Origin of the sequence: Leuconostoc carnosum (assembly GCF_014207505.1) — a bacterium.
In the GTDB taxonomy this organism is placed as follows: Bacteria; Bacillota; Bacilli; order Lactobacillales; family Lactobacillaceae; genus Leuconostoc; species Leuconostoc carnosum.
On record NZ_JACHGL010000009.1, the window covers coordinates 16,073 to 42,236 of the forward strand.

At 34.5% G+C, this 26,164-nt stretch carries 29 protein-coding genes and 3 pseudogenes; 29 read left to right on the forward strand and 3 right to left on the reverse strand.

What is annotated here, in order from left to right; translation table 11 throughout:
- Positions 1-44: 44 nt before the first annotated feature.
- From HNQ98_RS08695 to HNQ98_RS08745, 11 genes and pseudogenes are all read left to right on the forward strand, one after another.
- Entirely contained in the window at positions 45-341 is a 297-nt protein-coding gene (locus HNQ98_RS08695) for a DUF5839 family protein (protein WP_019040614.1), read from the forward strand.
- A gap of 409 nt (positions 342-750) precedes the next feature.
- Positions 751-972 (forward strand): annotated as a pseudogene (locus HNQ98_RS08700) (IS30 family transposase); the annotation flags it as partial.
- 722 nt (positions 973-1,694) lie between these two features.
- Positions 1,695-2,078 (forward strand): annotated as a pseudogene (locus tag HNQ98_RS08705) (TrlF family ATPase); the annotation flags it as partial.
- 339 nt (positions 2,079-2,417) lie between these two features.
- On the forward strand, positions 2,418-2,975 hold the full coding sequence (locus tag HNQ98_RS08710) for a recombinase family protein (RefSeq protein WP_019040612.1): 558 nt from the start codon (positions 2,418-2,420) through the stop codon (positions 2,973-2,975).
- Positions 2,976-3,039: 64 nt separating this feature from the next.
- Entirely contained in the window at positions 3,040-3,201 is a 162-nt protein-coding gene (locus tag HNQ98_RS08715; protein ID WP_019040611.1) for a hypothetical protein, read from the forward strand.
- A gap of 87 nt (positions 3,202-3,288) precedes the next feature.
- Positions 3,289-4,080 carry a ParA family protein gene (locus HNQ98_RS08720; protein WP_019040610.1) on the forward strand — a complete coding sequence of 264 codons (792 nt, stop codon included), beginning with the start codon at positions 3,289-3,291 and terminating at the stop codon, positions 4,078-4,080.
- A gap of 64 nt (positions 4,081-4,144) precedes the next feature.
- The gene (locus HNQ98_RS08725; RefSeq protein WP_019040609.1) at positions 4,145-4,345 is read left to right on the forward strand and encodes a hypothetical protein; all 201 of its coding nucleotides are present in this window, start codon (positions 4,145-4,147) and stop codon (positions 4,343-4,345) included.
- A gap of 32 nt (positions 4,346-4,377) precedes the next feature.
- Positions 4,378-4,719 (forward strand): hypothetical protein, encoded by a 342-nt coding sequence (locus tag HNQ98_RS08730; protein ID WP_015007079.1) that lies wholly within the window; start codon positions 4,378-4,380, stop codon positions 4,717-4,719.
- Between the two features lie 874 nt (positions 4,720-5,593).
- Positions 5,594-6,631 (forward strand): replication initiator protein A, encoded by a 1,038-nt coding sequence (locus HNQ98_RS08735; RefSeq protein ID WP_015007077.1) that lies wholly within the window; start codon positions 5,594-5,596, stop codon positions 6,629-6,631.
- 156 nt (positions 6,632-6,787) lie between these two features.
- Positions 6,788-6,973 (forward strand): hypothetical protein, encoded by a 186-nt coding sequence (locus HNQ98_RS08740; protein WP_019040607.1) that lies wholly within the window; start codon positions 6,788-6,790, stop codon positions 6,971-6,973.
- Entirely contained in the window at positions 6,973-7,653 is a 681-nt protein-coding gene (locus HNQ98_RS08745; protein ID WP_184285058.1) for an ATPase, read from the forward strand. The genes HNQ98_RS08740 and HNQ98_RS08745 overlap by 1 nt, the downstream gene beginning before the upstream one ends.
- On the opposite strand, the gene HNQ98_RS08750 is transcribed toward HNQ98_RS08745, so the two are convergent.
- Positions 7,643-7,921: a hypothetical protein gene (locus HNQ98_RS08750; protein WP_015007074.1), complete on the reverse strand. Its 279-nt coding sequence runs from the start codon at positions 7,919-7,921 to the stop codon at positions 7,643-7,645. The two genes, HNQ98_RS08745 and HNQ98_RS08750, sit on opposite strands and share 11 nt — an antisense overlap.
- 21 nt (positions 7,922-7,942) lie before the next feature.
- Complete coding sequence (locus HNQ98_RS09350) at positions 7,943-8,227, reverse strand: hypothetical protein (protein ID WP_019040605.1); 285 nt, start codon at positions 8,225-8,227, stop codon at positions 7,943-7,945.
- A 275-nt stretch (positions 8,228-8,502) separates the two neighbouring features.
- Between HNQ98_RS09350 and mobQ the strand changes: the two genes are divergently transcribed.
- From mobQ to HNQ98_RS09325, 18 genes and pseudogenes are all read left to right on the forward strand, one after another.
- A complete protein-coding gene (mobQ, locus tag HNQ98_RS08760) occupies positions 8,503-10,530 on the forward strand; it encodes a MobQ family relaxase (RefSeq protein ID WP_184285051.1) in 2,028 nt (675 codons plus the stop codon).
- Positions 10,531-10,601: 71 nt separating this feature from the next.
- Complete coding sequence (locus tag HNQ98_RS08765; RefSeq protein ID WP_019040603.1) at positions 10,602-10,922, forward strand: hypothetical protein; 321 nt, start codon at positions 10,602-10,604, stop codon at positions 10,920-10,922.
- A gap of 35 nt (positions 10,923-10,957) precedes the next feature.
- On the forward strand, positions 10,958-11,584 hold the full coding sequence (locus HNQ98_RS08770) for a hypothetical protein (RefSeq protein ID WP_019040602.1): 627 nt from the start codon (positions 10,958-10,960) through the stop codon (positions 11,582-11,584).
- Positions 11,585-11,590: 6 nt separating this feature from the next.
- A complete protein-coding gene (locus HNQ98_RS08775; RefSeq protein WP_015007068.1) occupies positions 11,591-11,935 on the forward strand; it encodes a CagC family type IV secretion system protein in 345 nt (114 codons plus the stop codon).
- A gap of 32 nt (positions 11,936-11,967) precedes the next feature.
- Positions 11,968-12,318 (forward strand): hypothetical protein, encoded by a 351-nt coding sequence (locus tag HNQ98_RS08780; RefSeq protein WP_019040601.1) that lies wholly within the window; start codon positions 11,968-11,970, stop codon positions 12,316-12,318.
- Complete coding sequence (trsD, locus tag HNQ98_RS08785) at positions 12,299-12,952, forward strand: TrsD/TraD family conjugative transfer protein (protein WP_019040600.1); 654 nt, start codon at positions 12,299-12,301, stop codon at positions 12,950-12,952. The genes HNQ98_RS08780 and trsD overlap by 20 nt, the downstream gene beginning before the upstream one ends.
- A 105-nt stretch (positions 12,953-13,057) precedes the next feature.
- Positions 13,058-14,983 (forward strand): VirB4 family type IV secretion system protein, encoded by a 1,926-nt coding sequence (locus HNQ98_RS08790; RefSeq protein WP_376698404.1) that lies wholly within the window; start codon positions 13,058-13,060, stop codon positions 14,981-14,983.
- Positions 14,976-16,394 carry a conjugal transfer protein gene (locus tag HNQ98_RS08795; RefSeq protein WP_184285053.1) on the forward strand — a complete coding sequence of 473 codons (1,419 nt, stop codon included), beginning with the start codon at positions 14,976-14,978 and terminating at the stop codon, positions 16,392-16,394. Before HNQ98_RS08790 ends, HNQ98_RS08795 begins: the two co-directional genes overlap by 8 nt.
- A 1-nt stretch (position 16,395) precedes the next feature.
- A complete protein-coding gene (locus tag HNQ98_RS08800) occupies positions 16,396-17,550 on the forward strand; it encodes a phage tail tip lysozyme (RefSeq protein WP_184285054.1) in 1,155 nt (384 codons plus the stop codon).
- 12 nt (positions 17,551-17,562) lie between these two features.
- Positions 17,563-18,180, forward strand: a complete 618-nt coding sequence (locus tag HNQ98_RS08805) for a hypothetical protein (protein ID WP_019040599.1) — start codon at positions 17,563-17,565, stop codon at positions 18,178-18,180.
- The gene (locus HNQ98_RS08810) at positions 18,170-18,535 is read left to right on the forward strand and encodes a thioredoxin family protein (RefSeq protein ID WP_019040598.1); all 366 of its coding nucleotides are present in this window, start codon (positions 18,170-18,172) and stop codon (positions 18,533-18,535) included. Before HNQ98_RS08805 ends, HNQ98_RS08810 begins: the two co-directional genes overlap by 11 nt.
- Positions 18,536-18,540: 5 nt before the next feature.
- A complete protein-coding gene (locus HNQ98_RS08815) occupies positions 18,541-18,999 on the forward strand; it encodes a conjugal transfer protein (protein WP_184285055.1) in 459 nt (152 codons plus the stop codon).
- Complete coding sequence (locus HNQ98_RS08820) at positions 18,996-20,558, forward strand: VirD4-like conjugal transfer protein, CD1115 family (protein WP_019040597.1); 1,563 nt, start codon at positions 18,996-18,998, stop codon at positions 20,556-20,558. The genes HNQ98_RS08815 and HNQ98_RS08820 overlap by 4 nt, the downstream gene beginning before the upstream one ends.
- 12 nt (positions 20,559-20,570) lie before the next feature.
- Positions 20,571-20,966, forward strand: coding sequence for a hypothetical protein (locus HNQ98_RS08825; protein ID WP_019040596.1), 396 nt, complete (start codon positions 20,571-20,573; stop codon positions 20,964-20,966).
- A gap of 16 nt (positions 20,967-20,982) precedes the next feature.
- Positions 20,983-21,819 carry a conjugal transfer protein TrbL family protein gene (locus HNQ98_RS08830; protein WP_015007094.1) on the forward strand — a complete coding sequence of 279 codons (837 nt, stop codon included), beginning with the start codon at positions 20,983-20,985 and terminating at the stop codon, positions 21,817-21,819.
- A 19-nt stretch (positions 21,820-21,838) separates the two neighbouring features.
- The gene (locus HNQ98_RS08835) at positions 21,839-24,007 is read left to right on the forward strand and encodes a type IA DNA topoisomerase (protein ID WP_184285056.1); all 2,169 of its coding nucleotides are present in this window, start codon (positions 21,839-21,841) and stop codon (positions 24,005-24,007) included.
- Positions 24,008-24,122: 115 nt separating this feature from the next.
- Positions 24,123-24,341 (forward strand): hypothetical protein, encoded by a 219-nt coding sequence (locus HNQ98_RS08840; RefSeq protein WP_015007092.1) that lies wholly within the window; start codon positions 24,123-24,125, stop codon positions 24,339-24,341.
- 2 nt (positions 24,342-24,343) lie between these two features.
- Positions 24,344-25,219 (forward strand): annotated as a pseudogene (locus tag HNQ98_RS09325) (ArdC-like ssDNA-binding domain-containing protein); the annotation flags it as partial.
- 673 nt (positions 25,220-25,892) lie between these two features.
- On the opposite strand, the gene HNQ98_RS09330 reads toward HNQ98_RS09325, so the two are convergent.
- The gene (locus HNQ98_RS09330) at positions 25,893-25,997 is read right to left on the reverse strand and encodes a putative holin-like toxin (protein ID WP_015007090.1); all 105 of its coding nucleotides are present in this window, start codon (positions 25,995-25,997) and stop codon (positions 25,893-25,895) included.
- Between the last annotated feature and the right edge of the window lie 167 nt (positions 25,998-26,164).

Below are 26,164 nucleotides of genomic sequence, written 5' to 3' on the forward strand. Positions count from 1 at the left end.
TGGTGTTAAGAAATGACTACTGGCCAATAATGGGAGGAATCAACATGGCTGATAATGTGTTAATGGCCTATCATATTGTGCATGATCCTGATGAGCGGGCAAAACATGTTTTGAATATGAAAAAGTTGTATAAGTGGCGGATTACCGAAAAGACGAAGGGCACCCCGGTAGTTGGTAATGTGGCGTTAGTCCAAACCCAGTTTGCGAAGCGCACCCCAGTTATGATTTATGCGACGAAGGAAGTTGCCAATGATTTGAGTGACTTACAATCAGTTAAAGTCTTTACGAACAATCGTGATCAAGAGACGGTTAATCAAACCTTTGATGAACTGCTTAAATAGATTAGTGGTCTATAACAATGTGGAATCATTAACATTGTTATGGACCATTTTTGCTAACAAGAAGTGCTAATGTAAAACATACTTGAAATAGCCATGGTGGCAGTTGTGAATACATATTTTGCGCCCAGTATATAAGTTTAACTTAGCTATTATTCCACTAGATTTAGAATGCTAATACTTGCTGATGGATATAAGAATTTAAATGAATTGATAGAATGATGGTAGTAGTCGCCAAAACTATTGACTGGTTAACAGTTGATTTATATGTGCCAGTTATGCTGATGGCCTATTCTCTAATGAATAGTAGGCTCTATACATGTAATAAGAGTGAAGGTCGAATAGGCTTGAGCAACTTAAAAAATAGTTTTTGTTCAAACTTCCTTCGGATTGATTTTACAATCTACCTTGCGGCACTGAGTTTAGCAATCTAATATCATTTGAATCACAATACGGTATTTAGACCTATTACTGCCATGCTTACACGCCGGCTGAACGCGGCAGTAATGAACGATTTAATCAGAACTTACGTTATTTTTACCCTAAATAGAATTGTTTTGAACACATTGGTACTCAAGATTTAACAACTACGTTACTACAAATTAATCAGAGACCGCTTAAAGTACCCAACTGACAAACACTTTACCAAGTTATGTTGACCAATTTGCCAAAAAAATCAGATTAAATTTGTAATTTACCATCATACATTGGATATTTAAGCCAAATAGCTAGTAACTGTTGCTTGACTAATTGACTCCGACGAGAAGTTTTGCTGGGTTACCAATGACAATAACCATCATACGTTGAACTGGAAAACTTTAGCGTTTTTAAAATATGAGGAATGCGGTGCTGGGCTTGTAAACTAGCCTAAATCATTTCTAAGATGACCGTTCGCTCTCTCACCATTCTTTTTTTGTCAATAGCATGCCGCTCGTTTTAAAATATCGAGTTCCTCCCTAAGTCGTCGATTCTCCTCGATTAGGGCTCACTCATGATCCGAAGGGACCTTGGAATTATTGGGATCAGCCTGATTCATCCATTTAGTAACGGTGGAGACACTAACGTTGTATTCCTTAGCTAAGAAATCAGCTGAGCGGTTGTTTTTGTGTAGTAACATGATAGATGACTTAAACTCAGGCGAGTATCGATTCGAATATTTAATGGTCATAATAAAAGACTCCTTTGAAATAATTATAGTGAACAAGTTGTCCGTAATTACATCATAGGAGCCAACAACGGTTACATCCATTCTATGTCAGTAACAGTTAATTTTTATGTAAGCGCCGTCATGCTAATCCTTATACCCCGTGCTCAGGCACAGGCGTTGTATTTAATCCCCCTGTTTAGAGTATCGGGGGTAAGCAGGCATTTATCTTGTTAATGATGCAACTAAGTTTGGACAAGGATGATAAGCCATTTTTGATCGATCAGCCTGAAGATGAGCTTGATAATAAGGCTATCTATGATGAACTCGTTTCTTATTTAAGGCAACAGAAACAACACCGACAGCTATTTGTCGTTACTCACAATGCAAACGTTTTGGTTGGCGGAGACAGTGAATGTGTGACTTTAGCTTCAGAAGAGATGGATTCCAAAACAAGTAAAGGACGAAAATTTAAATATAGACAAGGCCCTATCGAAAATCCAGCTATGCAAACCGAAATTTGCGAAGTCTTAGAGGGTGGAAAACGTGCATTTCAGAAACGTGAAGAAAGATATGCATTCAGTAGAGGTGTTTGATAGAACAATGTGCGATGTTACTGATCCAATTAATGCTCTAAAACACTGGCTTTACGGGTTCAGCAATGATTAACGGGTAAACAGTTAATACACGAATATTCTGATAACGTCATTCCACTATAGATGTTGTTAAAGCAGAAGGATATGATGGCATTCACGAAAGTCGAATATAATAATTAAAGCCTTTCATTCAGGTCACAACTTAACAGTTGTGTCGCCTTTTTTTGTGCCTTATAATTAAAGGTGTTAGAATGCGTCATAACTTACCGCCATAAATATATACCCTTTTTTACTGCAAAAGTACCAAATTTGCGATATAAAACCGATTGGAGAAATAATATGAAATATGGTTACGCCAGAGTGAGTACCACGGATCAAAAACTAGAAAATCAAATTGAGAGCTTAAAAAATTCAGGTGCTGAAATAATCTATAAAGAAAAGTTTACTGGTACGACTATTGAACGTCCTGAATTTAACAAGTTGCTCAATGTAATCAAAACAGATGATACACTGATTGTTACAAAATTAGACCGCTTCGCACGCAATACTAGAGAAGCCCTTGATATAATTCAAGACCTATTTAAGTGTGATATCAAAGTTAATATCCTTAATATGGGAATAATTGATAACACCCCCACAGGACAACTTATATTTACAATTTTCAGTGCCTTTGCTCAATTTGAAAGAGATATGATTGTGACAAGGACACACGAGGGAAAAGAATATGCTAAGCGGAATGACCCCTATTTTAGTGAGGGACGCCCACAAACCTACACAGATGAACAAATACGTTTAGCTTATGAGTTGCGTCAGCAAGGCATGACTTACAAAATGATTGCTAGAAAAACTGGCATAAGCGAACGAACGCAACAAAGACGATTTAAAGATATGACATAGCATGTTATAGCATGACATATTATGCTATAACATGAATAATAGATAATTCAAAAGGAGGTTAATTATGTTAATGTTAGAGATTATGTCTATTGCTTTTTTACTCTTTCAAGCATTCAAATCAAAAAGCACCATCATTAGATATGTTGCAGTTTTCTTTTTAGTAGCAACAGCTTTAGTTATCATCAGCCCTTTTATTAAAAGTTACTTTGACAACTTTTTTGTTTAAATTTCAGAGCATATAACGTATTGTAATATATCATTGCATATCATAGCATGATATGATATAATGTACTTATAAACAAGGAGGCTTACTATGAAAATAATTACTTTTTCTGCAATTAAGGGCGGTGTTGGCAAGACAACATTAACTTTTAATTATGGTGAATGGTTATCCAGCAAAGGCTATAATGTTTTGCTGATTGATAGCGACCACCAATGCAGTTTAACCCAAACCTATGACATTTATAAAGATCATGGCACCCTAGCTAATATTTTTACAAAAGATAGTGAGAAAGTAGAAATTATTAAGTTGCATGAAAACTTATCAATTATTCCTGCTTCTATGAAACTTGATACTATTAATAACGAACTTCAAACAAGAGCCAACAAAGAATTATTAATGTACATGTGGTTTTCGGATAATTACAACGAACTAAAAAAATTTGACTATGTACTAATAGATACACACCCCGATTTTTCAACTATCACACAAAATATGATTGTAATTTCAGATTTTGTATTTAGTCCGATTGAACCAAGTGAATATGGTTTTATATCAAAAAGTAATTTGGAACTAAGAATGGATCAACTAAAACAAGATGTAATTAATGTTGAAAGTCGACAAAGTTTTGTTACAGCAAAACTCAAATTTATTGGCAACAGAATAAAACATAATACTAAATCTTCACATGAGTTTGTAGTACAAATGGAAAAAGACACCAGAACTATTGCACTAATTCCTGAAAGGGAGATATTTAACAAGACCACTCTTAATCATGAACCACTGATTAATATGGAAAAAGAAAAAAATTCAACTCAAAAAGCAAAAGATTTTTTCGACAACATCGACAAGATCTTTGATACTTTTACTAATCAGGAAGCATAGTACAATACATCAGGGCACGTCATATCATGACATAGCATGATATGCAATAGAAAGGATTAAAATTATGGCATTTGAAGATAAAATGGATCAACTAAAAAGTAGTATGAATAACAAAGCGGTTAATGAAAGTCCTGCACCTAGAATTTCTAAGTCTTACACGTTAAAGCAAGATATTGCCAATGAACTAGCTAATCGTGCTAAAGAAAAAGAGCTAACAGCTTCAAGATATTTGGAACAATTATTAAAAAAAGAGTTTGACAAATAAGCATTGCTACCAGAAAACAAAAGGCAGACTTTATGTATACAAAAGAACAACGATTAATTGATAGTGCAATTTCTGAAATAGAGGAAATGACTGAAAATATGCTAGAAATTCAATACTTGTTGAAAAACATGATAGACAAGCCTGTGAAGCGCCTAAATAATCAATACAATCATATTGATGAGCTAGGGGACAGCATTAAAAGCCAAACAGTGAGAGATGATTTGTTTAAGTATAAACACCGTGGAGGAGCACACAGGGATCAAGTTTTGTCAGCATATTTACAACGAACAGAATATTCATTGCAAGGTTGCAAAGAAACATTAACAATTCTAGAAAAAGAAAAACAAAGATTATCTCAAAAACACGATAAATAATTTTCAAAACTAACAGCAAAAAAGGGTAATCAAGGGAAAAGAGGAGAGTAAGTCATGCAAAAAAATCTAATAAATTTTTGGCTTTATTTGTATCTATCTTGTATCTATTTTTTACCCTTAGTAAAACTTATGCGTTCAAGCAAACAAGATAGCCAATTTTTGCTACGTAAGTTACTTTTCCCACTAGAGTATCTAATACAGGTAAAACTTGAAAAAACAACAAATTACAGCCGTTCAGCAATACGTCTAGGTCATATATTGGTTTGGTTAATTAGCATATTTGGCTTAATGTTTGCAACCGTACCAATGTATATTTTTAATGAACCATACGAGAACCACACGTCAATTCTGTTATTTATAACGTACTATTTAATGTTTGCACCAATCAGTTTTTGGTTTCAACCACGGTCATACCACAGTAAGTAAGGTTTGCTGATTACAAAGCCTTATGCTAAAATGAAAACAACTTAATACGAATTAAAAGAAAACTAAAAAAAAGTCCTAATCCAAAGGATTAAGACTTGAATTTAGAAAGTAGCTTCGACCAGCTACTTAGTCCAATTAACTTTAACCGCCAAGTAAAAGTTAATTGAATATTTATTTTCTTGATTACTTTCATTATACCGTAGACATACCCAAAGTGGCAAGTCTACAAGAATAGTAATTTATAGAATGTAAGGACTAAGTAGGGTTAATCTACTTAGTCCTTTTATTTTTATTAATTCAAGGAAAATAAAAAACTTGTCGGGCGGACAAGTTCGGTTGCTAACTCATGTATTTGTTAGTTGCTAGTAAATTATAGCAACTATGTAAGAATTTGTAAAATAATGCAACTATTTTTATTTTCCTTTCAAATCGAAAGGGAGTATTAATTATGTCAGAAGAAAGCTTTTATAAAGCAAAAGAGATTTACGGAGAAACATTTTACCAACTACCAAAAGTCCTTTTTACTAATCCTCTATACAAGGGAATTAGTAATGACGCAAAAGTTGCTTATGCGTTGTTAAAAGATCGCTTTAACTATTCTATACGTAACAATTGGGTAGATGAAAACGATAATATTTACTTTATTTTCACTAATGATGAATTAATGAGTTTATTATCTAGTGGCAATCAAAAAGTGATTAAAATAAAGAAAGAGCTAGACAGCGTTGGATTGTTATTACAAAAAAGAATGGGAGTAAATAAACCCAATCATTTATATTTATTGCGTCCAGAGGTTGAAGCCACAGATGTTTATAAGCAAGTAAATAGCTCAAACGTTGATAAAAGCGGAAATGTGAAAATCACACTTCCAGAAAACGTTGATAAAAGCGGAAATGTGAAAATCACACTTCCAGAAACAGCAAATAATACAAGTTCTGAAAACGTTGATAAAAGCGGAAATGTGAAAATCACACGCAATCTATATCTACAACCTTTAGATACTAATATAGATACTAATATAGATACTGCAAAGCTTGACTTTTCTTCCAAAAATTTTTCTCAATCTGAAATTAAAGAACAAAACCAAGATCTAGTTTCAAATGCTTACAAATATCTTACTGGAGAAAACGTAGATAATAGCATGCCGTTTGAACCAGAAACAATTCAACTAATCAGCTACTGGGTAAGAACCCCAGAACAAATGAGATCTTTTATTGGCATAATATTAAATGCAAGAAAAGACATTCAAGCAGATATTGAGAAACAAACAGGACGTCCAGTAACCATTATCATGGATACGGAGCCAGAATTACAGAAAGGCATTACAACTACACTTAGAAGATACTTTAATAGCATGAGAAACACAGATAATAAAAACAAAAAAATTAATAGTCCTGAAAATTATCTATATATCTCTATGAAAAACTACTTTGGATATTGGTATAACTCTGTAATGGCAAAAAGAAATAAAGAAGCCTCTAATTAAGCATGTAAGCTTATCTTTTTGAATGACGTACAAAAACAAGCGCTAAGTTACAAAACGCCTGATACGCTTAATAAGGAGCAATTCAGGAAGGCATAAATAATTAGTCCATTGTATAATTGACTTAGGAAACAAATACATTTAGCAGGAGGAAATATAATGACTAACCAAAACGTTTTTGATGAATTATTGTTAGAAGCTGAAAAAACAAACTTACAAGTATTAATGGATAATGCTTTAAACGAGAAAAATCCCGACAAGAAAAAAGTTTTACATGCAATTTATACGTATGCGCTTGATAAAAAACAGGACGAACTACTTAAAGACAAAAAGTTTGTTATTTAATTATGGAAAAGCCAAAATATGTGATTATCGGAGGAATAAACGGAGCAGGAAAAAGTACATTATACCGATTACAACCTGAATTATTTAACAGCACAGAACGAATTAATGCTGACGAAATTCTGCAAAAAATGGGTGGCGATTGGAGAAAAGAAATTGACAACTTTAGAGTCATGCGTGAAGAAGTCAAGCAATTACATGACGCTCTCAATAATTGTAAAAGTATTCATGTGGAAATAACACTTGCCGGTAGTGGTAAAGCACAATTAAATTTGATTGACGAAGCCCATAAAAAGGGTTTTGAAGTCACACTACTGTATGTCACAGTTAATAGTGCTGAAATGGCTATTGATCGAGTACAGGAAAGAGTTGAAAATGGCGGTCATGGTATACCACAAGAAACGATTAAAAAGAGTTACAGTCAATCCTATAATAACTTGCCAGTAGTTTCGTTTAAAAGTGATAATGTTTTTATTTATGACAATAGCAAAAGATTTGTCAATGTCTATACAAGAAAACATAATCAAGTTGAAATTAATAACTTGAAACAATATCCATGGATTAATCAAGGTGTAACCTTTTCAAAAAAAATACAAACTCAATTAGAAAAATTTGTTGAAAATAACCCAACAATAACTGGAAAATTAGATAAGACAATAAAAAAGGATAACCTTAAAATTTAGGGTTATCCTTTTTATATTTATCAGGCTTATTTGAATTAACGTAATTAGAAAATATTTTTAAAAGGTTTTCTGTGTCATCAACTGATAAACTTTCAGTCTCAAAGTATTTATCTAGTAGGGCGCCTTTTTGGATTAAAAGGCGGGTACGTTCTTTTCTAGCTTTAGAGTTTTCAAAATATTTTGATTGGCGTAAAATAAATTCTTCCTGATCAATTTTTTTTTGAAGTTTATCTTTTGATGAAACCAATTGATTTAATTTTTTACTCATAGGCTAAAACCTCTAATTATTTCAAGATATACCATTGTTGTTATCACTAACATTTGTAGATGAATTACTATCATTTTCTTTTGAATTATTTTCATCATTAATGCTAACACTACCTGAATTAAAAAAATCAGCTACTTGTTTTGAAATATCTTTAATTTTATTTTGATCCAAATTTGAGTAATCTAAATTTGAGAGCTTGATTATTTCATGACCCAGATTTTTATCAATCTTTTCTTTTTCATTCTTTATTTTTTCATTTAACTTATTCAATTTTTGTTGTTGTTTCTCTAAATTGCTTAAAGACATATTTACACCCCTTACTAATACCTTATTTATTTATTTCAACACAGAATAACATAATGATGAAAGCAAGTCAACATATTGGTTGCATAAACAAATATTAAATAGTACACTGAAAATGAATTTAAGAGACATCAGAAGAACAAATAAAATGAGTTCAATGCGCACTTACACGTCATCTTTCATGACGTTGTGCTAAAACCATTAAAACCTGTATCAGAAGTTGCCTTTGGCAACAACAAATTCAAAACCATAAATTAAAAAAAAAGGTAGTGAACGACATGGCAATATTCCACATGAATTTTAGCAACATAAGTGCAGGAAAGGGAAGAAGTGCTATTGCAAGTTCTAGCTATCGAAGTGGCGAGAAACTACATAGTGATATGGAGGGGAAAAACTACTTTTATTCACGAGATGTAATGCCAGAAACATACATATTAGCACCAGAAAATGCACCAGAATGGGTTAGTAATAGGGAAAGGCTTTGGAACGAAGTTGAAGCAGTAGATAGAAAATCTAATTCAAGATATGCAAAAGAATTTAATGTTGCTTTACCAGTAGAATTAAGTACAGATGAACAAAAAGTATTACTGTTAGAGTATGTTCAAAATACATTTGTTAATGAGGGTATGGTTGCAGACATTGCAATTCATAGAGACCACACAGAAAATCCACATGCACATGTTATGCTAACTAATCGTCCTTTTAACGCAGACGGAACGTGGGGACAAAAGACAAAAACTGAATACATTTTAGACAAAAACGGTAACAAAACAAAGACACCAGCTGGTAATATCAGAAACAGAAAAATATGGCTAGTTGATTGGGATAAAAAAGGAAAAGTCGAGCAATGGCGTAAGGAGTGGGCTAAGTCAGTAAATAGAGTTTTTGAACAAAAAAATATGCCAGATCGAATTAGTGAAAAAACATTAGATGAACAAGGTATTGACGGAGTAGCAACGCAACATGTTGGTGTAAACGGACAGCGACCTGAAAGAGAAAAATTTAATCAACTAGCTTTGGAAAATAGAAAGCACAAAGCACAGCTAAAAAACGTTGATGAAAAAATTCATAACGAGCGCAGAATTCAAACATTACAAAAACACTTATCGTTTAGTGAAAAGCGTTCTGTTTCACAACTAAGTAAGGATTTACAAACATTTGTTAGCTTAGAAAATTTAGACGACAAAAAACGTATGCTGTTTAATTGGAAAAATAGTCTATTAATTAAACAAGCAGTTGGGGAAGATATATCTAAACAAATGTTCACTATCAATCAGCAAGAACAATCATTAGAAAAGGCGAATGATTTACTTGATAAAGTTGTTGATAGAACAATTAAGAGTATCTATCCAGATGTTGATATTGAACAAACAACGGTTGCTGAAAGAAGAAAATTAATTAAAGAAACAGATAGCGAAAAAACAATTTTTTCAGGGAAAGAATTAAAAGATCGTTTAGCTATGATACGAACGGATATTTTGAATAAAGAAATACTATCATTTACTAAGCGACCTTATGTTAGTTGGTTAGTGTTAGAAAATCAGGAAGAACGCACTAAAGACTATATGACAGAAATCTTAGCTCAAAAAGGATATAAGTTTGCTGATATACACCGTTCCAAAGGTAGTATTTTACGAAACTTTAATGATGAAGAACAAGATATTTTGAAACGTGGAATTAAAGATTTACAAGCTACAAATGAAATTAAAAATATTGTTGAAATTCAATATTCAGGTGTATTAAAAAGGACGTTCCCTGATATGGATATTGATAATGTGAAAATGGTTGATCGAGAAAAGATTTACACGGCAATTGTCTACTTTAATCCTGAATTGAAACAATTATCAAAACAAGAATTTGATGAATTAAAAGATAATCCACCAGTTAAATTTAATACGAGAGAACATCAACAGGGGCTTGTGTATTTAAGCGGTAAGATAAAGGTTAATGATATTAAAAACCCCAATCTAGTCAGAGTATTAGCTAATGAGGGAACTAAACAGTTATTTATAGGAGAAAGCAGTCAAGACCCTAACATTACTAAGGAACAAATAGAACAGGTCAAGCAAGTAATGACACAAAATAATGGTGCGTATGAGGATTATCGTAAAGCCAATATTAGTGATTATCAAAGTGTCAATTATCGTGAAACAACACCAGCTGAGTATCTAAATAATGTATTTAGTAGTGTCATTATGAAATTACTGTATATTGATGAAGCACGTAGAAAGAAAGGCTTGAAAGAAACAGAATGGGAAATGGAGAAGAAGAAGAGACAGCACGAGAAGCACGGTAGACAAATGTAATAGTTAATTGAACACATTGTGTTCAATTAGTGGTATAATGGTTTTATAAATTAGGAAAGGAGAAACCGTGTGTGGCAGAAAATCAGGAGTGGTACAGTCTTACAAAAGCCAGTGAGAAACTAGGTTATGGCAGAACTTATGTTAGTTTGTGGTTGCGTAGACATAAAGACGACTTCCCAAGCAGTATGTTAATGGAGTCAGGAAACAGCAAGATGATTTCTGAACAAGGCATAGAATGGATTAAAGAAAACACAAAAAAAGCGGGCGTCCTCGTCAGCAATAGCAGTGCTAATGAGGATAAATACCTAATATTGCGAGTATTAGGTAAAGCCCTTAATATCCATTTTACAGGGTGGGCAAGGGGACGTCTAGGTCATTTACTAACGCCATAGCCCACAAATAACTTAAATTTAAAGGGGGTGACAGAATGAAAAAGGAGAGCTGGCAAGGAATTAAAGGAAGTCTAGTCTATGAAGATGATAAAGCCATTATTGTTGATGAAACAGACGATATTAAAGACACTGAAAAACTTTCAAAGCAACTAGCTGAAAAAGGACAACCAATAAAAGAAGTCAGGCATCAGTTACTAAAAAATTCTATTAAGAAAAATATTAAAACTGATCCCTTGAAATTAAGTAGTTGGTTTAATCGTAAATACGATAGTGATAATGCTAAAAAGACTGAAAAGTTGGAAAGTAACAAACCGACAAGGCAGTATAAGCAAATCAAAAATGAATTGACTTTTTTTGGCGAAAGTTTTCTAGAGGGTTTTCTAGGTTTTTACGGTTTGGAAGTTGATAATGCGCTAGCTAGGTATGAAAACAACCTACAAATCATTGAAACCCAAGACTTAGGATTAAGTAATGAGAAAAAATATTACTTAGGCCAAAGCAACAAGGGAGAATTAAAACTAGCTACTTCTGAATTACCAAGTCAGCAAATTGCAAAAGAGGAACTAAACAAGTTCTACTCACGACAGCAAGAACAAGTTCAGCAACAAAGTAACAGTATTAAATTGCCAGATGAAGATACTGATACAAATGGAAAGGAGTAACACTCAATGAAAATATTGAACAAAAGTAAAATCACAAGTATTTTAGCTTCTGTTAGTACAGCGGGATACTTAATGCTTACGAATGCTCAAATCGTATTAGCTGCAGACGGTGGCGAAGTGCAGAGCAAAATCACGAATGCTGCTAATACGATTAAAGGAATTTTGACAGGTATTGTCGTGTTAGTTGGTGTCTGTGTGGCATTATTTATTATTATTAAGCGACTACCAGACGCAGATGATCCACGAGAAAAATCAGAAGTCTATAAAGCAGTCGGACGAGTGGCAGGTCTTGTGGCATTAGCAGCCGCCATTGTTTGGATATTACCATGGGTATACAGTCTATTTACTTGATAAGAAAGACTATATGAAAAGGAGCTTGCCAAATGAAAAAAGGTAAAGAATTTATTTTTCCAGAAAACGTTGATAAAGATTATGGTATTTGGAAAGATTACACCTTAAAAGATTTTGGCTATGGTATTTTAACACAATTAATTGGGTTAATTTTTATTGCAATACCCCCTTATGGTTTTATTCTTGTATTAGTAAAAATTGTAATTGTTGTATTAGCCATGACGGTGGTCATGGCTATTTTAACAGTAAGACCAATTGCTTCACGCAAGAATATCAAAGTACGTGATAATTTGAGGCTTAAGCAAAAATATACTCATAGTCAAAAGCTCTACTATTTAAAGCCAAAGAAAAGAGATGAACCTAATGAAATTGAAAAATACTAAGGCTAAAAAATCTAAATTAGAGTGGGATTATCAACCGCCAAAAATAAATGGTGGTAAACAAACAATTGATGATATGAGTTTAGTTGCAGGAATGTATGAGAATTACGAAGTAACTAAAACAGGTAATCTGGTTGGTATCTTAGAAGTTAGCGGTATCAATCTTGACCTACTAAATGATAATGAACAGCAGGACGTGTTTAGCGATTATGGGGCGTTTCTAATGAGTACGTTGGGCGAGGGTGTAGATGATAGCTTGCAGTTCATAGAGCCAACAATACCAGTCAATATGACAGAATGGTTGAATGGATTAAAGCGTAAATATCTTGATTTAAAAAATAACCACCCCGAAGAAGAATTTAAAATTCAGCTGATAGCTAGTTATTTGGATCACTTTACAACCGTACAAAATTCAAAGAACATGACAACTAAACAGCACCTTTTAATTGTTAAAGTACCAATTAAAGACAAAACAATGGAAAGTCTAGATTTAGCAGTCCATAACCTTGATGAAAAAATTAATCAGGTTAAACGTGATTTAGAAAATGCTTTAACCGATTTTGACTTAACGGCAAAAGTCTTATCTAGTCAAGAAGTACAAGAAATATTGAAGAACTTAATTAACTTTAAAGGATAGGCGGGTGTAAATATGAGTTTTGGAGAACATTTAATCAATCTGTTTATGCCACCTGCAAAGGGAAAAACAGAGAAAAAAGAAGCAGAAGTCATTGATCCCAGAAATATGGATAAAGATAATTTCATGGACTTAATCGACCGTGATAGTCTACATTCACTATTTCCATTTAGTTGGGAACAATACCCCACTTATGTACAATCAGGCGAAAACTTTATGCGAGTAATCGCTATTGCTGATTATCCTAAGCGTGTCTATGGTAACTGGTTATCAGAATTAAAGCGCAAAAAAGGCGCCATTGATATAGTGCAATATATCGACAGCGCCAGTAATAATTCAATGATTACCTACTACAAGAAAACTATTCAAAACAAGGAAGCACAGCTTTTAAATACGTTTGACCCTTATAAGCAAAAAGTGCTAAAAAATTACATTGATAGTGCAAATATGCAGTTAGATAAATACTTAGATAATTCTACCACGTTTGTGTACCAACACATGCTAGTTTATTTAAGAGCTAACAGTTTAACAGAGTTGGAAGATTTAACAGATAATGTAAAAAATACGTTGATTAAGCTTCAAATGAAGCCACTCGTACCAGTAAAAGCTACCTTTCAAAGTTTTTGGTCTACTATGCCAATCAACGAAAATCTATTAGGCGATTATACGTATAAGGAAAGTAATACAGAAGTTGCTAGTTCAATGTTTCCATTTGATGACGCAGAAATAACTGATTTAAAACCACGTAGTGATATTGAGGGTGTTAACAAAGATACAAATTCGATTATTGCAATTGATATGTTGGATAGAAATAAGACATTGAACCAAAACATGGTTGTTATTGGAACTAGTGGCGTTGGTAAAACAACGTATATGATCCAAAAAATATTGCGTTATGCTATTCAAGATTATCAAATTTACATTATTGACCCAGAAAATGAATATACAAAAATTGTTGAGCTGTTAGGTGGGGCAGTGCTTCACTTAACATCAAACGCAAAAAGCAAAATTAATCCCATGCAAATCTTTTCCGAAGAGATTTTAAGTGCTGATGAAGCCGTGACAAATCTTGATGAATTGGTAAAAGATAAAATTCAACGTCTGAAAGGTTTCTTTGAAGTCCTGAAAGATGATATGAGCCAAGTTGAAAAAGCGGTTATGGATAACGTAGTTAAGCAAGCTTATATTAACAGTGGCATTTTAAAATATGAACGGCTTAGCCAAATCAAAAATGATCAATGGCCAACCCTAACTAACGTTTATGACGAAATGGCAAAGCTTGCTGAGAAATACCCAGATAAGTTTGAACGTGTAAAAGACTTTTACTACATTCTAGGAAGTTACACTCACGGCTCAAATACTTTGTTTGACGGATATACCAACGTTAATTTGAACGCTAAGATTGTCTCATTTGATTTAAAGCCATTGCAGAGTGAACAGGAAGTACAGGCAGGGGCTTACTTAACAACATTCCAGTATTTATGGGACGAAATTACCAAAGACCGTCATAAGCGTAAGAAATTGTTTGTTGATGAATTTCACTTTTTGACCCTACACAAGTCAGCGTCAACATTTTTCCACCAAGCTTATAAGCGTTTCAGAAAATATAATGCAGGAGCCATAGCGGGAACTCAACAAATTCAAGATGTTATTGAGGGAACAACAGATAGCGGACAGAATATTGGGGAAGCGATTATTGGTAACAGTTTTACAAAAGTGTTCTTTGGATTAGACGGTAAGGGTGTAGATGACGTCATTACAAAATTACGTATGACCTTTTCAGAAAAAGAAAAGAAACTACTTGAACGTAGGCGTCAAGGAGACGCACTCATGATTTATGGTAGTCAACGCGCTTTTATGAATGTTGAATTAACCGAAGAAGAATTACGACTAATCGACCCAGAAGCCTACCAAGAAAGATACAATCGTGAGACACCAGAACAACCAGATTATCAAAAAAGAGTTGTCCTAACACCAAGTGAAATTGAATTACTAACCACGACCGAAGAAAAAGGGGGTGTAGATAGTGAGTAAAAAAGACCTTGAATTGCTAAATATTGAAGTTGGTACATTTAAGAGAGTGAATGATAAACTCACGCTTAAAATCGACCAATCTCAATTTAGATATGATAGCCTAGCAGAATTAAATGAGGTTAAAGCACAAGAGCCTAATTTTCTACACTTGCAAAATATCGTTGAACAAGATAGCCAAGTGGTATTGACTTATGGTTTATCAAAAGAAGCAAAGTCATTAAAGCATTTGCCAACAGAAAAGAAAGCTATTAGAACAGCCATAGCTAAGCAAATCATGACACAAGACGTGTTGAGTGACGGAAAGTATCATATCTCACTTAATCCTGCTAATATTTGGTATTATCCAATGACTAATGTTTGGTACGCATACCGTGCCAATGAACTTATGCCCTTTGATGATAAATTTAATAGCTTGTCAAAATATAAGGCGTTAGTTCTATATTGCTTGACAGGTACACCATACGAAAGACTATTGAGTGAACCTAAAGAAGCACTAGCCAAAAATCAAGATGAATTATTGCAACAAATTGTTAATGCTAATGATACAGAAGAATTGAAGCTTGCGATTAAAGGGATTGATGATTATGTTTCTTATCGTGAATGGCAAGACGTAGATAATAAAGAGCAAAAGTCCAAAAAGAAATTATGGATTACTGCTGGATCAATTGCTATCGTTGCCATAGTTGGTATGGGATTAATTCACAAGAACGACCAAAAAAAATATGTAGCGTTAGAAAATCAACATCAGGAACAAATTACCAAGTTAAAATACAGCACAGCCGTTAAAACAGCACTTGATGATAAAGAGTGGAAAGAAGCAGGTAAAGCTATGGATAAGGCAGGATATAGCAAAAACAAAAAAGCAATGACCTACCTTAATATAAACAAATATCAAGAAGCTTTGAACACAGACCCTAGTTTATTGTTAAAGATTGTCAAAAAAGCTTATAAGAATGATGATACTAAAGATATTTTGGAATGGCAGACACCAAGTGGTGCCAGTTCTAAGACAAACGATCAGTTAAAGCTTGAAAAGGCGATTATCAACTATGATGTTGATACTTTAACAGGTCAGCTATCCTTTGAACAAAATGGAGATGTATTATTGCGCGTGGGTAAGGCATTTAACGACCATGACGACACACAGGACGCTTCAACAGCTCAAACAAAATTAGTGGCAATTAACAAGGATAAGGGCGATTATTTAAAAGCCTTAATGACCTTGAAGTCAGCTAACAAGTCAGTAGATGATAACCAAAAGAAGTTAGATGACGCCAACAAAATTGATGATAAGGACAAAAGCAAAGGCGATAAAGTCAAGGAAGCAAAATCTAATTTAGAAAATGCTAAAAGCGACCAAAGCACAGCGCAAAAGAAGGTGGATCAATTACAGAAAAAAGTAGGTGATTAGATTGCAGGCACTATCATTAAAGTACAAAGCCAAAAAGTATAAATGGATAATCTATACAGCGCTAGGTACAGTCCTACTAATGATTATCCTATTTGCTTCAATATTTGGAAAATTGCAGACAGATAGTTGTGACACGACCACAACCGTCACTAATCTTGAAAGTAAAGATATGGAGCAAAACGCCAAAAATATTTATGCTCATTGGAAACAAAAATATAATGCCACACCACAAGCCAGTGCGGGAATTTTAGGGGTATTAGAACTAGAAAGTAGATTAAATCCAAGTGCAGTTAATTCTAGTTCAGGAGCCACAGGATTAGCCCAGTGGTTAGGTGGTCGTAAAGATAAATTAGAAGCCCTAGCAAAAAAAGAGGGTAAAGAGGCAACTAATTTGGGTGTACAGCTAGATTATTTAGACCAAGAATTAAATGAAAGTTACTACTCAAAAAACAAAGAAATATTTACTTATACAGATGTTCGTAAAGCGACAAAAGCATGGCTTATGGACTTTGAGGGCATGTCTAAAAACCCAGAACAATGGTATCTAAGCCAACGATATGCGTATGCCGATCATTGGTATTCTGTATTTGGAACCACAGACCCAATTTCAGGTAGTGCCCTAGCAAATGCTAGTCAAGGGTCAATTGATGAGCTAGGTTGTTCAAGTGATACTAGTTATTCAGGAAGCGACATTGTTAAAACAGCCGAAAGCATGAAAAGTTATTTCTATTATGTACAATCCCACCCTAGCAGTGACTTAGGAAGTGATTTGAAAAACCCTAGCAAAACAGGTGGTACTGATTGTTCAGGCTTTATATGGCTGACATTGAATAAAGCGGGCTACAAAGTACCCGCTAATATGGGTTGGTTTACTGGATCAATGGCAAGTGACGCTAAAGGATCACACCAATACTTGAAACAAATTAATGAAAATGACGCCAAAGCAGGCGATATTGTCATAGTTAATCAGGGTGCGGGTGCAGGAAATAACGGACACACCGCAATTCTATTAGGTAAATGGCAGGGTAAAGGAACTAAGATTATTCAAGAGGGTGGCGACACATCAGGACACGTAAACGAGGGTAAGTTTGGTGCATCATTCTCAATCTTGCTAGACGGTGGAGATGTTGTATTGGCACGTCCAGTCAAAAAATAAGGAGGAGAGAAGATGAAACGAGGTTTAATAGTGATTATATCTGTTATTGGTGTCGCTTTACTTGTTTCTTTATACGGAAACATCTATCAACATTCAAAGATTAGTAAAGCTAACAATACGATTTCACAAGTTAAAAAGGATAAGCAAAAAGTTAGTAAAAAACTAGCCACAGCTAATCGTGAAAATGATGTTTTGAATAGTCAGGTTGATAACTTCAAAACTTACCAAAATAACAAAGATAAGAGCCAATCAGAGTTGAATTTCAACAATGTAGCTAATAAGTTTCTTACAACAATGTTTACGTTCGAGCCAGACACATATAGTAACCGAAAAGACAGTATTAAAGGGCTAATCTCAACTGATTTATACAATCAATACTTCCCTAAAAATACCAACTATGGAGACGCTAATAGTGTGACTTCTAAGCTAGATAACGCAACAATCTATACCCAAGCTAAGCAGGGTAACAGCATGAAAGGATTAGCAGTAGTTAGTTTTGAAAGCAAGAGTGGCGATAACGACTGGAAAAAAGAAACTGATTTGTACCAATTAACCTTTGATACTTCCACCAATCAGCTTACAGCCGTGCAAAATCTAGGAAGCAGTTTTAAAGCTTCAGATGTTAAATAATAAATGGTTTAAAATTATTGTTTCAGCCGTGGTGGCGGGTGGTGTAATAACCTTTGTAGGACATGACTACGTGAACTACGTTGAAAAGAAACAAACGCCAGTTACTATTTCAAGTAGTAACAAAAAGACCTTGTTTTTCTACCGAGACGACTGTTCCGACTGTCAATCAATTTTTCATCAGGTTTATTGGAAGAGTGCTTTAAAAAATAATGTTGTCTTTATCAATATGAATCAACAAAAAAATCGAAAATATATTGCTAAATATAATCTAACGTCAGTACCAACATTTATTAATGGCGACAAACAATATTCAGGTACAAACCTAGATCAAATTAATCGGGTTTTGGGGGATTAAAAATTATGGAAAATAAGGGATTAAATTTTTTAAAACATCTTATACCGTATCTCATTGCATTACTGGCAGGGTTGTATCTAGTTGTTCTAATCACTGGATCATTTATGGCACTATCACAGTATAAGCTTGATTTACCACAACATTTTTCAAGCATTATCACTGGATTAGCTACACACCCCATACATTACTATTCTTTATATATCTCACAGAAAAACCCATTAACTATTATTCTAAGTGTTGTCATTATCTTGTACCTTGCTTACTTTGCATTGAAGCGAAGCAAAAAGGGTAAAGAGTGGGAAACAGCAGATACCGATACGCACGGTAGTGCAACGTGGGGAAATATCAGAGACCTACTTTCACAATATTTTAGTATCACACCAAAAAACCTAAGTGACAGTTTTAATAAGAGTTTAAATGCAGATACAATCAAGAGCTTACAAGAAAAGGGGGAAGAAAAATGAATGGCACCATACTAGGCGTAGTTGATAAGCAAATTGTGTACCAAAATAATAGTACCAAGCCCAATCGAAACATTTTTGTTGTAGGTGGTCCCGGGTCTTATAAAACACAATCCGTTGTTATTACTAATCTATTTAATGAAACAGAAAATAGTATCGTAGTTACCGACCCCAAAGGCGAGCTTTACGAAAAAACAGCAGGTATTAAATTAGCACAGGGTTATCAAGTGCATGTCGTTAATTTTTCAAATATGATCCATTCAGACCGCTATAACCCCTTTGATTATATTGAACGTGATATACAAGCCGAAAATGTCGCAACAAAAATCGTACAATCTGAAAATAAAGAGGGTAAAAAAGACGTTTGGTTTAGTACCCAACGTCAGTTGTTAAAAGCATTAATCCTATTTGTTTTAAAAGAACGTGAGCCAGCGGAACGCAATTTGGCAGGTGTTACTAAGATACTACAAGAGTTTGATGTAGAAGCCCAAAAGGACGAAGATAACAGCCCACTGGATCAAGTATTCTTAGATTTAAAATTCGACCACCCCGCACGGAGAGCATACGAACTAGGTTTTAAAAAAGCAAAAGGCGAAATGAAAGCTAGTATCATTTCAAGTTTACTTGCCACCGTCAGCAAGTTCACAGATGAGGAAGTTGCTAACTTTACCAGTCGTTCAGATTTTGATTTAAAAGATATTGGTGCTAAGAAAATTGTTCTCTATGTGATTATTCCAGTCATGGACGATACGTACGAGAGTTTTATTAACTTATTTTTCTCACAACTCTTTGATGAATTATATAAGTTGGCTTCCGACAACGGCGCTACATTACCTAATCCAGTAGACTTTATTCTTGATGAATTTGTCAACTTAGGGAAGTTTCCGAAATATGAAGAATTTTTAGCAACGTGTCGAGGGTATGGGATTGGTGTGACAACCATTTGCCAAACACTCACGCAGTTACAAGCATTGTACGGTAAAGAAAAGGCTGAAAGTATTCTAGGTAACCATGCCGTTAAAATTTGCTTGAACGCTGCTAATGATGTAACCGCCAAATATTTCAGTGATTTACTAGGGAAATCAACCGTTAAAGTTGAAACAGGTAGTGAAAGTACCAGTCACAGCAAAGAGACTAGTACAAGTAAAAGTGACAGTTATAGTTATACAAGCCGTTCACTGATGACCGCAGATGAAATTATGCGTATGCCAGACACACAGAGCTTATTGATATTTAGTAATCAACGTCCAGTCAAAGCAACCAAAGCCTTTCAATTTAAGCTATTTCCAAACGCTGATAGTCTTGTAAAATTGGCACAGAATGATTATCAAGGTCAAATGGAGCTAAGCCAACAAGCTAAATTTGAAGCACTTAATGACAAGTGGCAGGAAGAACTATCTGATAAAAAAGCAAGTCATGCAAAAAATGATGTGTCCGAAGAAGAAGAAGAAGATTTACAGGATGAATTAGATCAAGCTACTAGTTCAAAAGATAGCAACGAAACTAAAGATGATGCGTTTACTAAAGATGATGTGTTTACTAAAGATGATGTGTTTTATTAAGGAGGAAGTAAAATGACAAAGCAAATGAAGTATCTAATTGGGTTAGTAGTTGTAATCTTAATTGCATGTGGTATTGGGTTTACAGTTGTTCACAAATCAACGGAACAAGCCCTACAAGCTAAAGAATGGACGTTTAAGGCAAGTAAAGGAGACGGACTAGCACAGACCGCTAAGTTTTCTGAAAAAAGCCTAACCTTATCAGAAGCGGGGTTAAACGACACGTACCGATACAAGATTAGTAAGAAAAACGGTAAAGAACAAATTACTTTTACTAGTCAAGATGAAAATTCAGGTACGAATGAAGTGAGGACATTTAACATCAAAAAGAGTTCAGATGAATACAAACTCACACCAACCAACAGTCTTGCTAAAGAGGACACAGGAGACGTTACGCTAATACCAAAGTAAGAAAGGAGGATTAGCAATGGGTGACATGATTTCTAAAGCAATAAATAGCTTCCTAGAGGGTATTATCAAAGGCGCTTTAAAATGGATTATTAATATTTTAACTGGCACAGTCAAACTACTTAATACCAATATGAATGAAATTGCAGTCTATTACGGTATTTTCTTAGGTTTTGCGACTAGTTTAGTGCTTGTGGTTGTCCTAGCTCGAATTATTGTAACCATTATGAAAGAAGCTGATGATAGCACGGACGCCACATGGGCTAACATCATTATGGACGCTGTAAAATCAGCAATATCAATTCCACTCATGGTCTTTATTCAAGGTTTTCTAATCAGAGCCTTTACCATTCCGCTTGTTACTTATATTTTCAAAGACGCAGGCGGACTATCAGAGGACACGGTTAATCATGCAGTTAAAGTCGCTACTGGTAATGGTACTGGATATGGCTACGGCGTACCATTATTAATCTTAGGTTTCTTCCTAGTCGTATTGGTTGTATTCTTTGTTAAAATTGGTATTTTCTTTGCAGACCTAGCCTTTTTCAATATTTCAATTCCAATTGTAGCCGTATCAGTAGCCACTGAAAGTTTTGAATATGCGTCGACGTGGTGGAAAAAACTTTTATATCTCAATCTCACGTTAATTGCGCAAACAATGGCAATGGCGCTTATGGTAGCAAGTTTTGGCTTACTAGATAAAGGTTGGGGGTACTTAGCCTTTACAATCGGCTTCGGTGTCCTAGTGATTAAAGCACCAACAATCTTGCAAGATATGTGGCAGTCAACTGGATTAGGAAAGGCAACCGCCACAAGTGGTATGCGTGCAATGGCTATGATGTTGAGAAGTAGATAAAAGAAAGGTGTGAATACTCATGACGACAGTTATATTAGCAGAAAAACCTAGTCAAGCTAGATCATATATTGAAGCATTTAAAAATAGCACAAAAAAACAGGGTTACTATGCAGTTAGTGACCCTGTTTTACCCAATGAGACATTTATAACGTATGGTTTCGGGCATTTAGTAGAATTAGCAACACCAGAACAATACGACACAAAATATAAACAATGGGCTTTATCTAATTTACCTATTTTCCCAGAAAAATACAAGTTCACAGTGCCAACAGATAAGAAAGCACAGTTCAAAATCGTAGAGGACTTATTAAGTAAAGCAGATACGATAGTTGTTGCCACGGATAGTGACCGTGAGGGAGAAAACATTGCATGGTCGATTATGACCCAAGCCAAAATAAATCTCAAAAGCAAAGAAATTAAAAGGCTATGGATCAATTCTTTAGAAAAAGAAGCTATTTTAAAAGGATTCCAAGAATTAAAAAATGGGTGGGATTACTACCCTGCTTATCAAGAAGCCCAAACCAGACAGATCAGTGATTGGTTAGTTGGTATGAATGGCAGTCCACTGTACACTTTGTTATTAAAAGAAGCAGGATTGCATGGTGTCTATTCAATTGGTAGAGTACAGACACCTACTCTGTATATGGTGTATCAAAGAGACTTAGCTATTCAAAATTTTAACCCAGAACCTTATTTTGAACTAAAAGCAGAAATTTTAGCAGAACAGGAAAAATTTGTCGCAAAATTAGACCCCTATCAGCGCTTTAAAGATGAAAAAGGTCTACTAGTATTCATGAGTGAAAAAAGACTAGAAAAAGGCTCACAAAGCGGTTTAATCAAAGATGTTCAAAAACAAACGAAAAAAACAAGCAGTCCACGCTTATTTTCATTATCTAGCTTACAAAGTGAGATAAACAAGCGTTACCACGCTAGTGCCAGTGATACATTACAAGCCGTTCAAAATTTGTATGAAGCAAAATTACTTACCTATCCTAGAACTGATAGTAACTATATTACAGAGCAGGAATTTAATTACTTAGTTGAAAATCTGAATGGGTATCTAGGGTTTTTATCTAAAGATGTATCTTTAAATCATCAAGAACCGAATAAGCGTTGTGTCAACGACAAAAAAGTACAAGAACACCACGCCATTATCATGACGAAAACAGTTCCAACACAAGAAAAATTATCAAAGTTCCCTGCATTGGAACAAAGAATATATAACCTTGTTTTGAGAACTACCCTAGCAATGTTTGCTGATCCATACGAATATGAAGAAACGGTTATTTTAACATCAGTTGGCGACGCCATATTTAAAGCAACTGGTAACGTCCCTAAAAATCAAGGTTGGAAAATATTATTTAGCGAGTGCAAGACCGAAAAACAGGAGGAAGAAACGACCCTACCCCCTGTTGAGGTAGGTCAATCCATTAATGCTAATCTAGCACCAGACCAAAAAATGACAAAACCCCCTGTTCCATTTACCGAGGGTACACTCATTACAGCAATGAAAACCGCAGGAAAAACTCTAGATGACGAAGAAGCCCAATCAATTTTAAAAGATAACGAGGGTATTGGCACAGAAGCCACCAGAGCTAATGTGCTAGACGTATTAAAAAAACGTGGTTACTTGCTAACTGAAAAAAATAAATTACATGTTAGTCAGCAAGGAATTACCTTATGTAAAGCCGTAGAACTTGAACCACTGCTTACAAGTCCTGAAATGACAGCAAAATGGGAAAAAGCACTAAAACAGATAAGTTCTAAGGAGCGAACACAGGAAAACTTTTTAGAACAAGTTAAAAAGTTTGTATCAAAAATAATTCATGATGTACCAACACAAATGAAACAAAGTGATAGTTTAACATTACAGGTTGCGAGCCAGAAAGATACTGAACAACAAGCAGAATTAGACGCTCAAATAGGTTTTTGTCCTATTTGCAAGACAGGTAAGATAGTAGATAAAGGCAAATTCTATGGTTGCACAAACTACAAAGCACCTGAACCATGCACATTTTCACTACCAAAAAAATGGAGTGAAAAAACCCTGGGCAAAACGGCAATTAAAGACCTGATTACCAAAGGCACAACTACTAAGTTAAAAGGGTTTAAGAGTAAAAAAACAGGGAAAAAGTTTGACGCCAAATTAACAATCAAAGAGGGCAAACTTAGTTTTGACTTTGGATAACCCCCTACCGACTTACACTACGTTTTAGTTGGTATACCCATTATTTAGTGTTCCTTTTCAAAACCAGAAAAGAAACACTAAAAAACGGGTTCTATTGAAAAGAAAAGGAGCAATTATGACAAATAACGAATTAGAAATATTAGCTAGTGAATTACCTATTTTAGATGATAAACAAGATTACAAATATTTTGAAGAGATTGCGGGTATAGGCTCGTATTATCATGTAGCATGGCAAAAAAAACTAGACGGATATATTGCACTATATGGTACTACCCCTATTGAATTGAAGAATATTGATACCAGTAATGATGTTTTTGAAGATGAGGAGGTTTAAATATGCCAACTAAAGAAGAAGCAGAAGAATGGAAGAAGCAACTTGTAGATAATGCAGAACAGCAAATTTTGAACTTAACTGATAGTGACAAGTTCAAAAACTATCTTAATACTGTGGCAAAATTTCATCGTTATAGCGCTAGAAATATTGATTTAATCTACTCTCAAAACCCAGAAGCTACTCAAATAGCAGGTTTTAAACAATGGAAAAATGATTTTAATAGATCAGTTAATAAGGGCGGAAAGTCTATTAGAATTTCTGCCCCAATCATCAAAAAATTAAACCCCGAAGAACAGCAACGTCTTAACACGACAGAAGAAAGAGCGATAGTCGGCTATCGTTATATACCTGTCTTTGATATAGAACAGACACATGGCGCCCCCGTTCCTAATGTTAATGATTTTGTAAAAGAAAACTTATCAGACCATAAAAACGTCAGCAATCTATACAATGAGCTAAAGAATTATTTAAACGAAAATACCGACCTGAAAGTAAGCGAACAGAATTTAGACGCACAAAAAGGTGTAAAAGGATATTTTCAACCTGATACTAATGAAATTGTTATTGGTGAAAGTCAACCAGACAGTGCATTAAAACTTAAAACCTTATATCATGAATATGCACATAGTCAGTTGCATGGCTTAACATCAGAGTTTAGAAACCGCCCCAGAGAGTACAAAGAGACACAAGCCGAAGCGGTAGCTTATATAGCCATGCAAAACATTGGCGTTGATACAAGTGAATATTCATTAGGGTATGTTGCAACGTGGGCGCAAAATAAAGATGTGATCCATGAAGCGTTGAGTGAAATTCAAAAAGTAAGTAATAAAGTTGTAGACCTTAGTAATGAATTAACAGAAAAACTTGGATTACAACAAGAAAAAGATAACAAAATAACTGAAAAAATTGAAGATATTGCTAAAGAAAAATTAGTAGTAAAAGCTGATAATCCAGTAGAAGCTGTTAAAAAACTCTATAATAACAATTTACAATACGCCATTCAAGAAAGTTATACCCTTTCAGATATATCAGAAAAAGAGGCTGATTATTTTAGAAAGACTGCCACGTGGGAAGATGTAGCGGACATTGAAAAATCAAATAATGCTATAGAAGCCTTAGGACATGGCTATTATGCAGATGAATACATTGAACGTAATGACAATAACCCTCATTCCGCTAATCAGTCTATTTTAAAGACTAACGATCCAGAGCACCCTACCCTATCTCAACAGTACAAAAGTCTATTAAATCAACTAAAAGAGCCTGATAAGAATAGTCAGCAAACAGAAAAGCAACTCAAACAAGTACGTCAAAATATCAGTGAGCAAACACAATCCGAACTACAATCATTTGCAAAAAACACCCCTACCCTTAAACAACCCAAAATAGAGCATGACGAACCAACAATATAGCATAAATTAATAATTGATGATATAATACAAAAGAAAAGGAAGCCTTGCTTGAACAAGACTTCCCCATAGAGACGTTTAAGACGGTGGCAATAGTTATAATAAAATTAAAATAACCGCTAGCTTGCCAGAGCTAAGGCGGTTATTTTTTTTGTTGGTTTTTAATCAACTCAACAACTAATGCTAATAAGGTAACTATAAAAGTACCAGACATCAACATGAGCTGTAAAGCGTCCGATACGGACACTTGGGCTTCTCCTTTCCTAGAATGTGAGTTTATAGTTTTTACACCATAAGCACCACCCCCTTTAAGGAAATAGCTGCTCGTATACTGAAAATCCGGACCGCTTTATTTCTAGGGCATAATCCGAGATAATCAAGTATAGGAGTTTTTTTATATTATGAAAGCTAAGC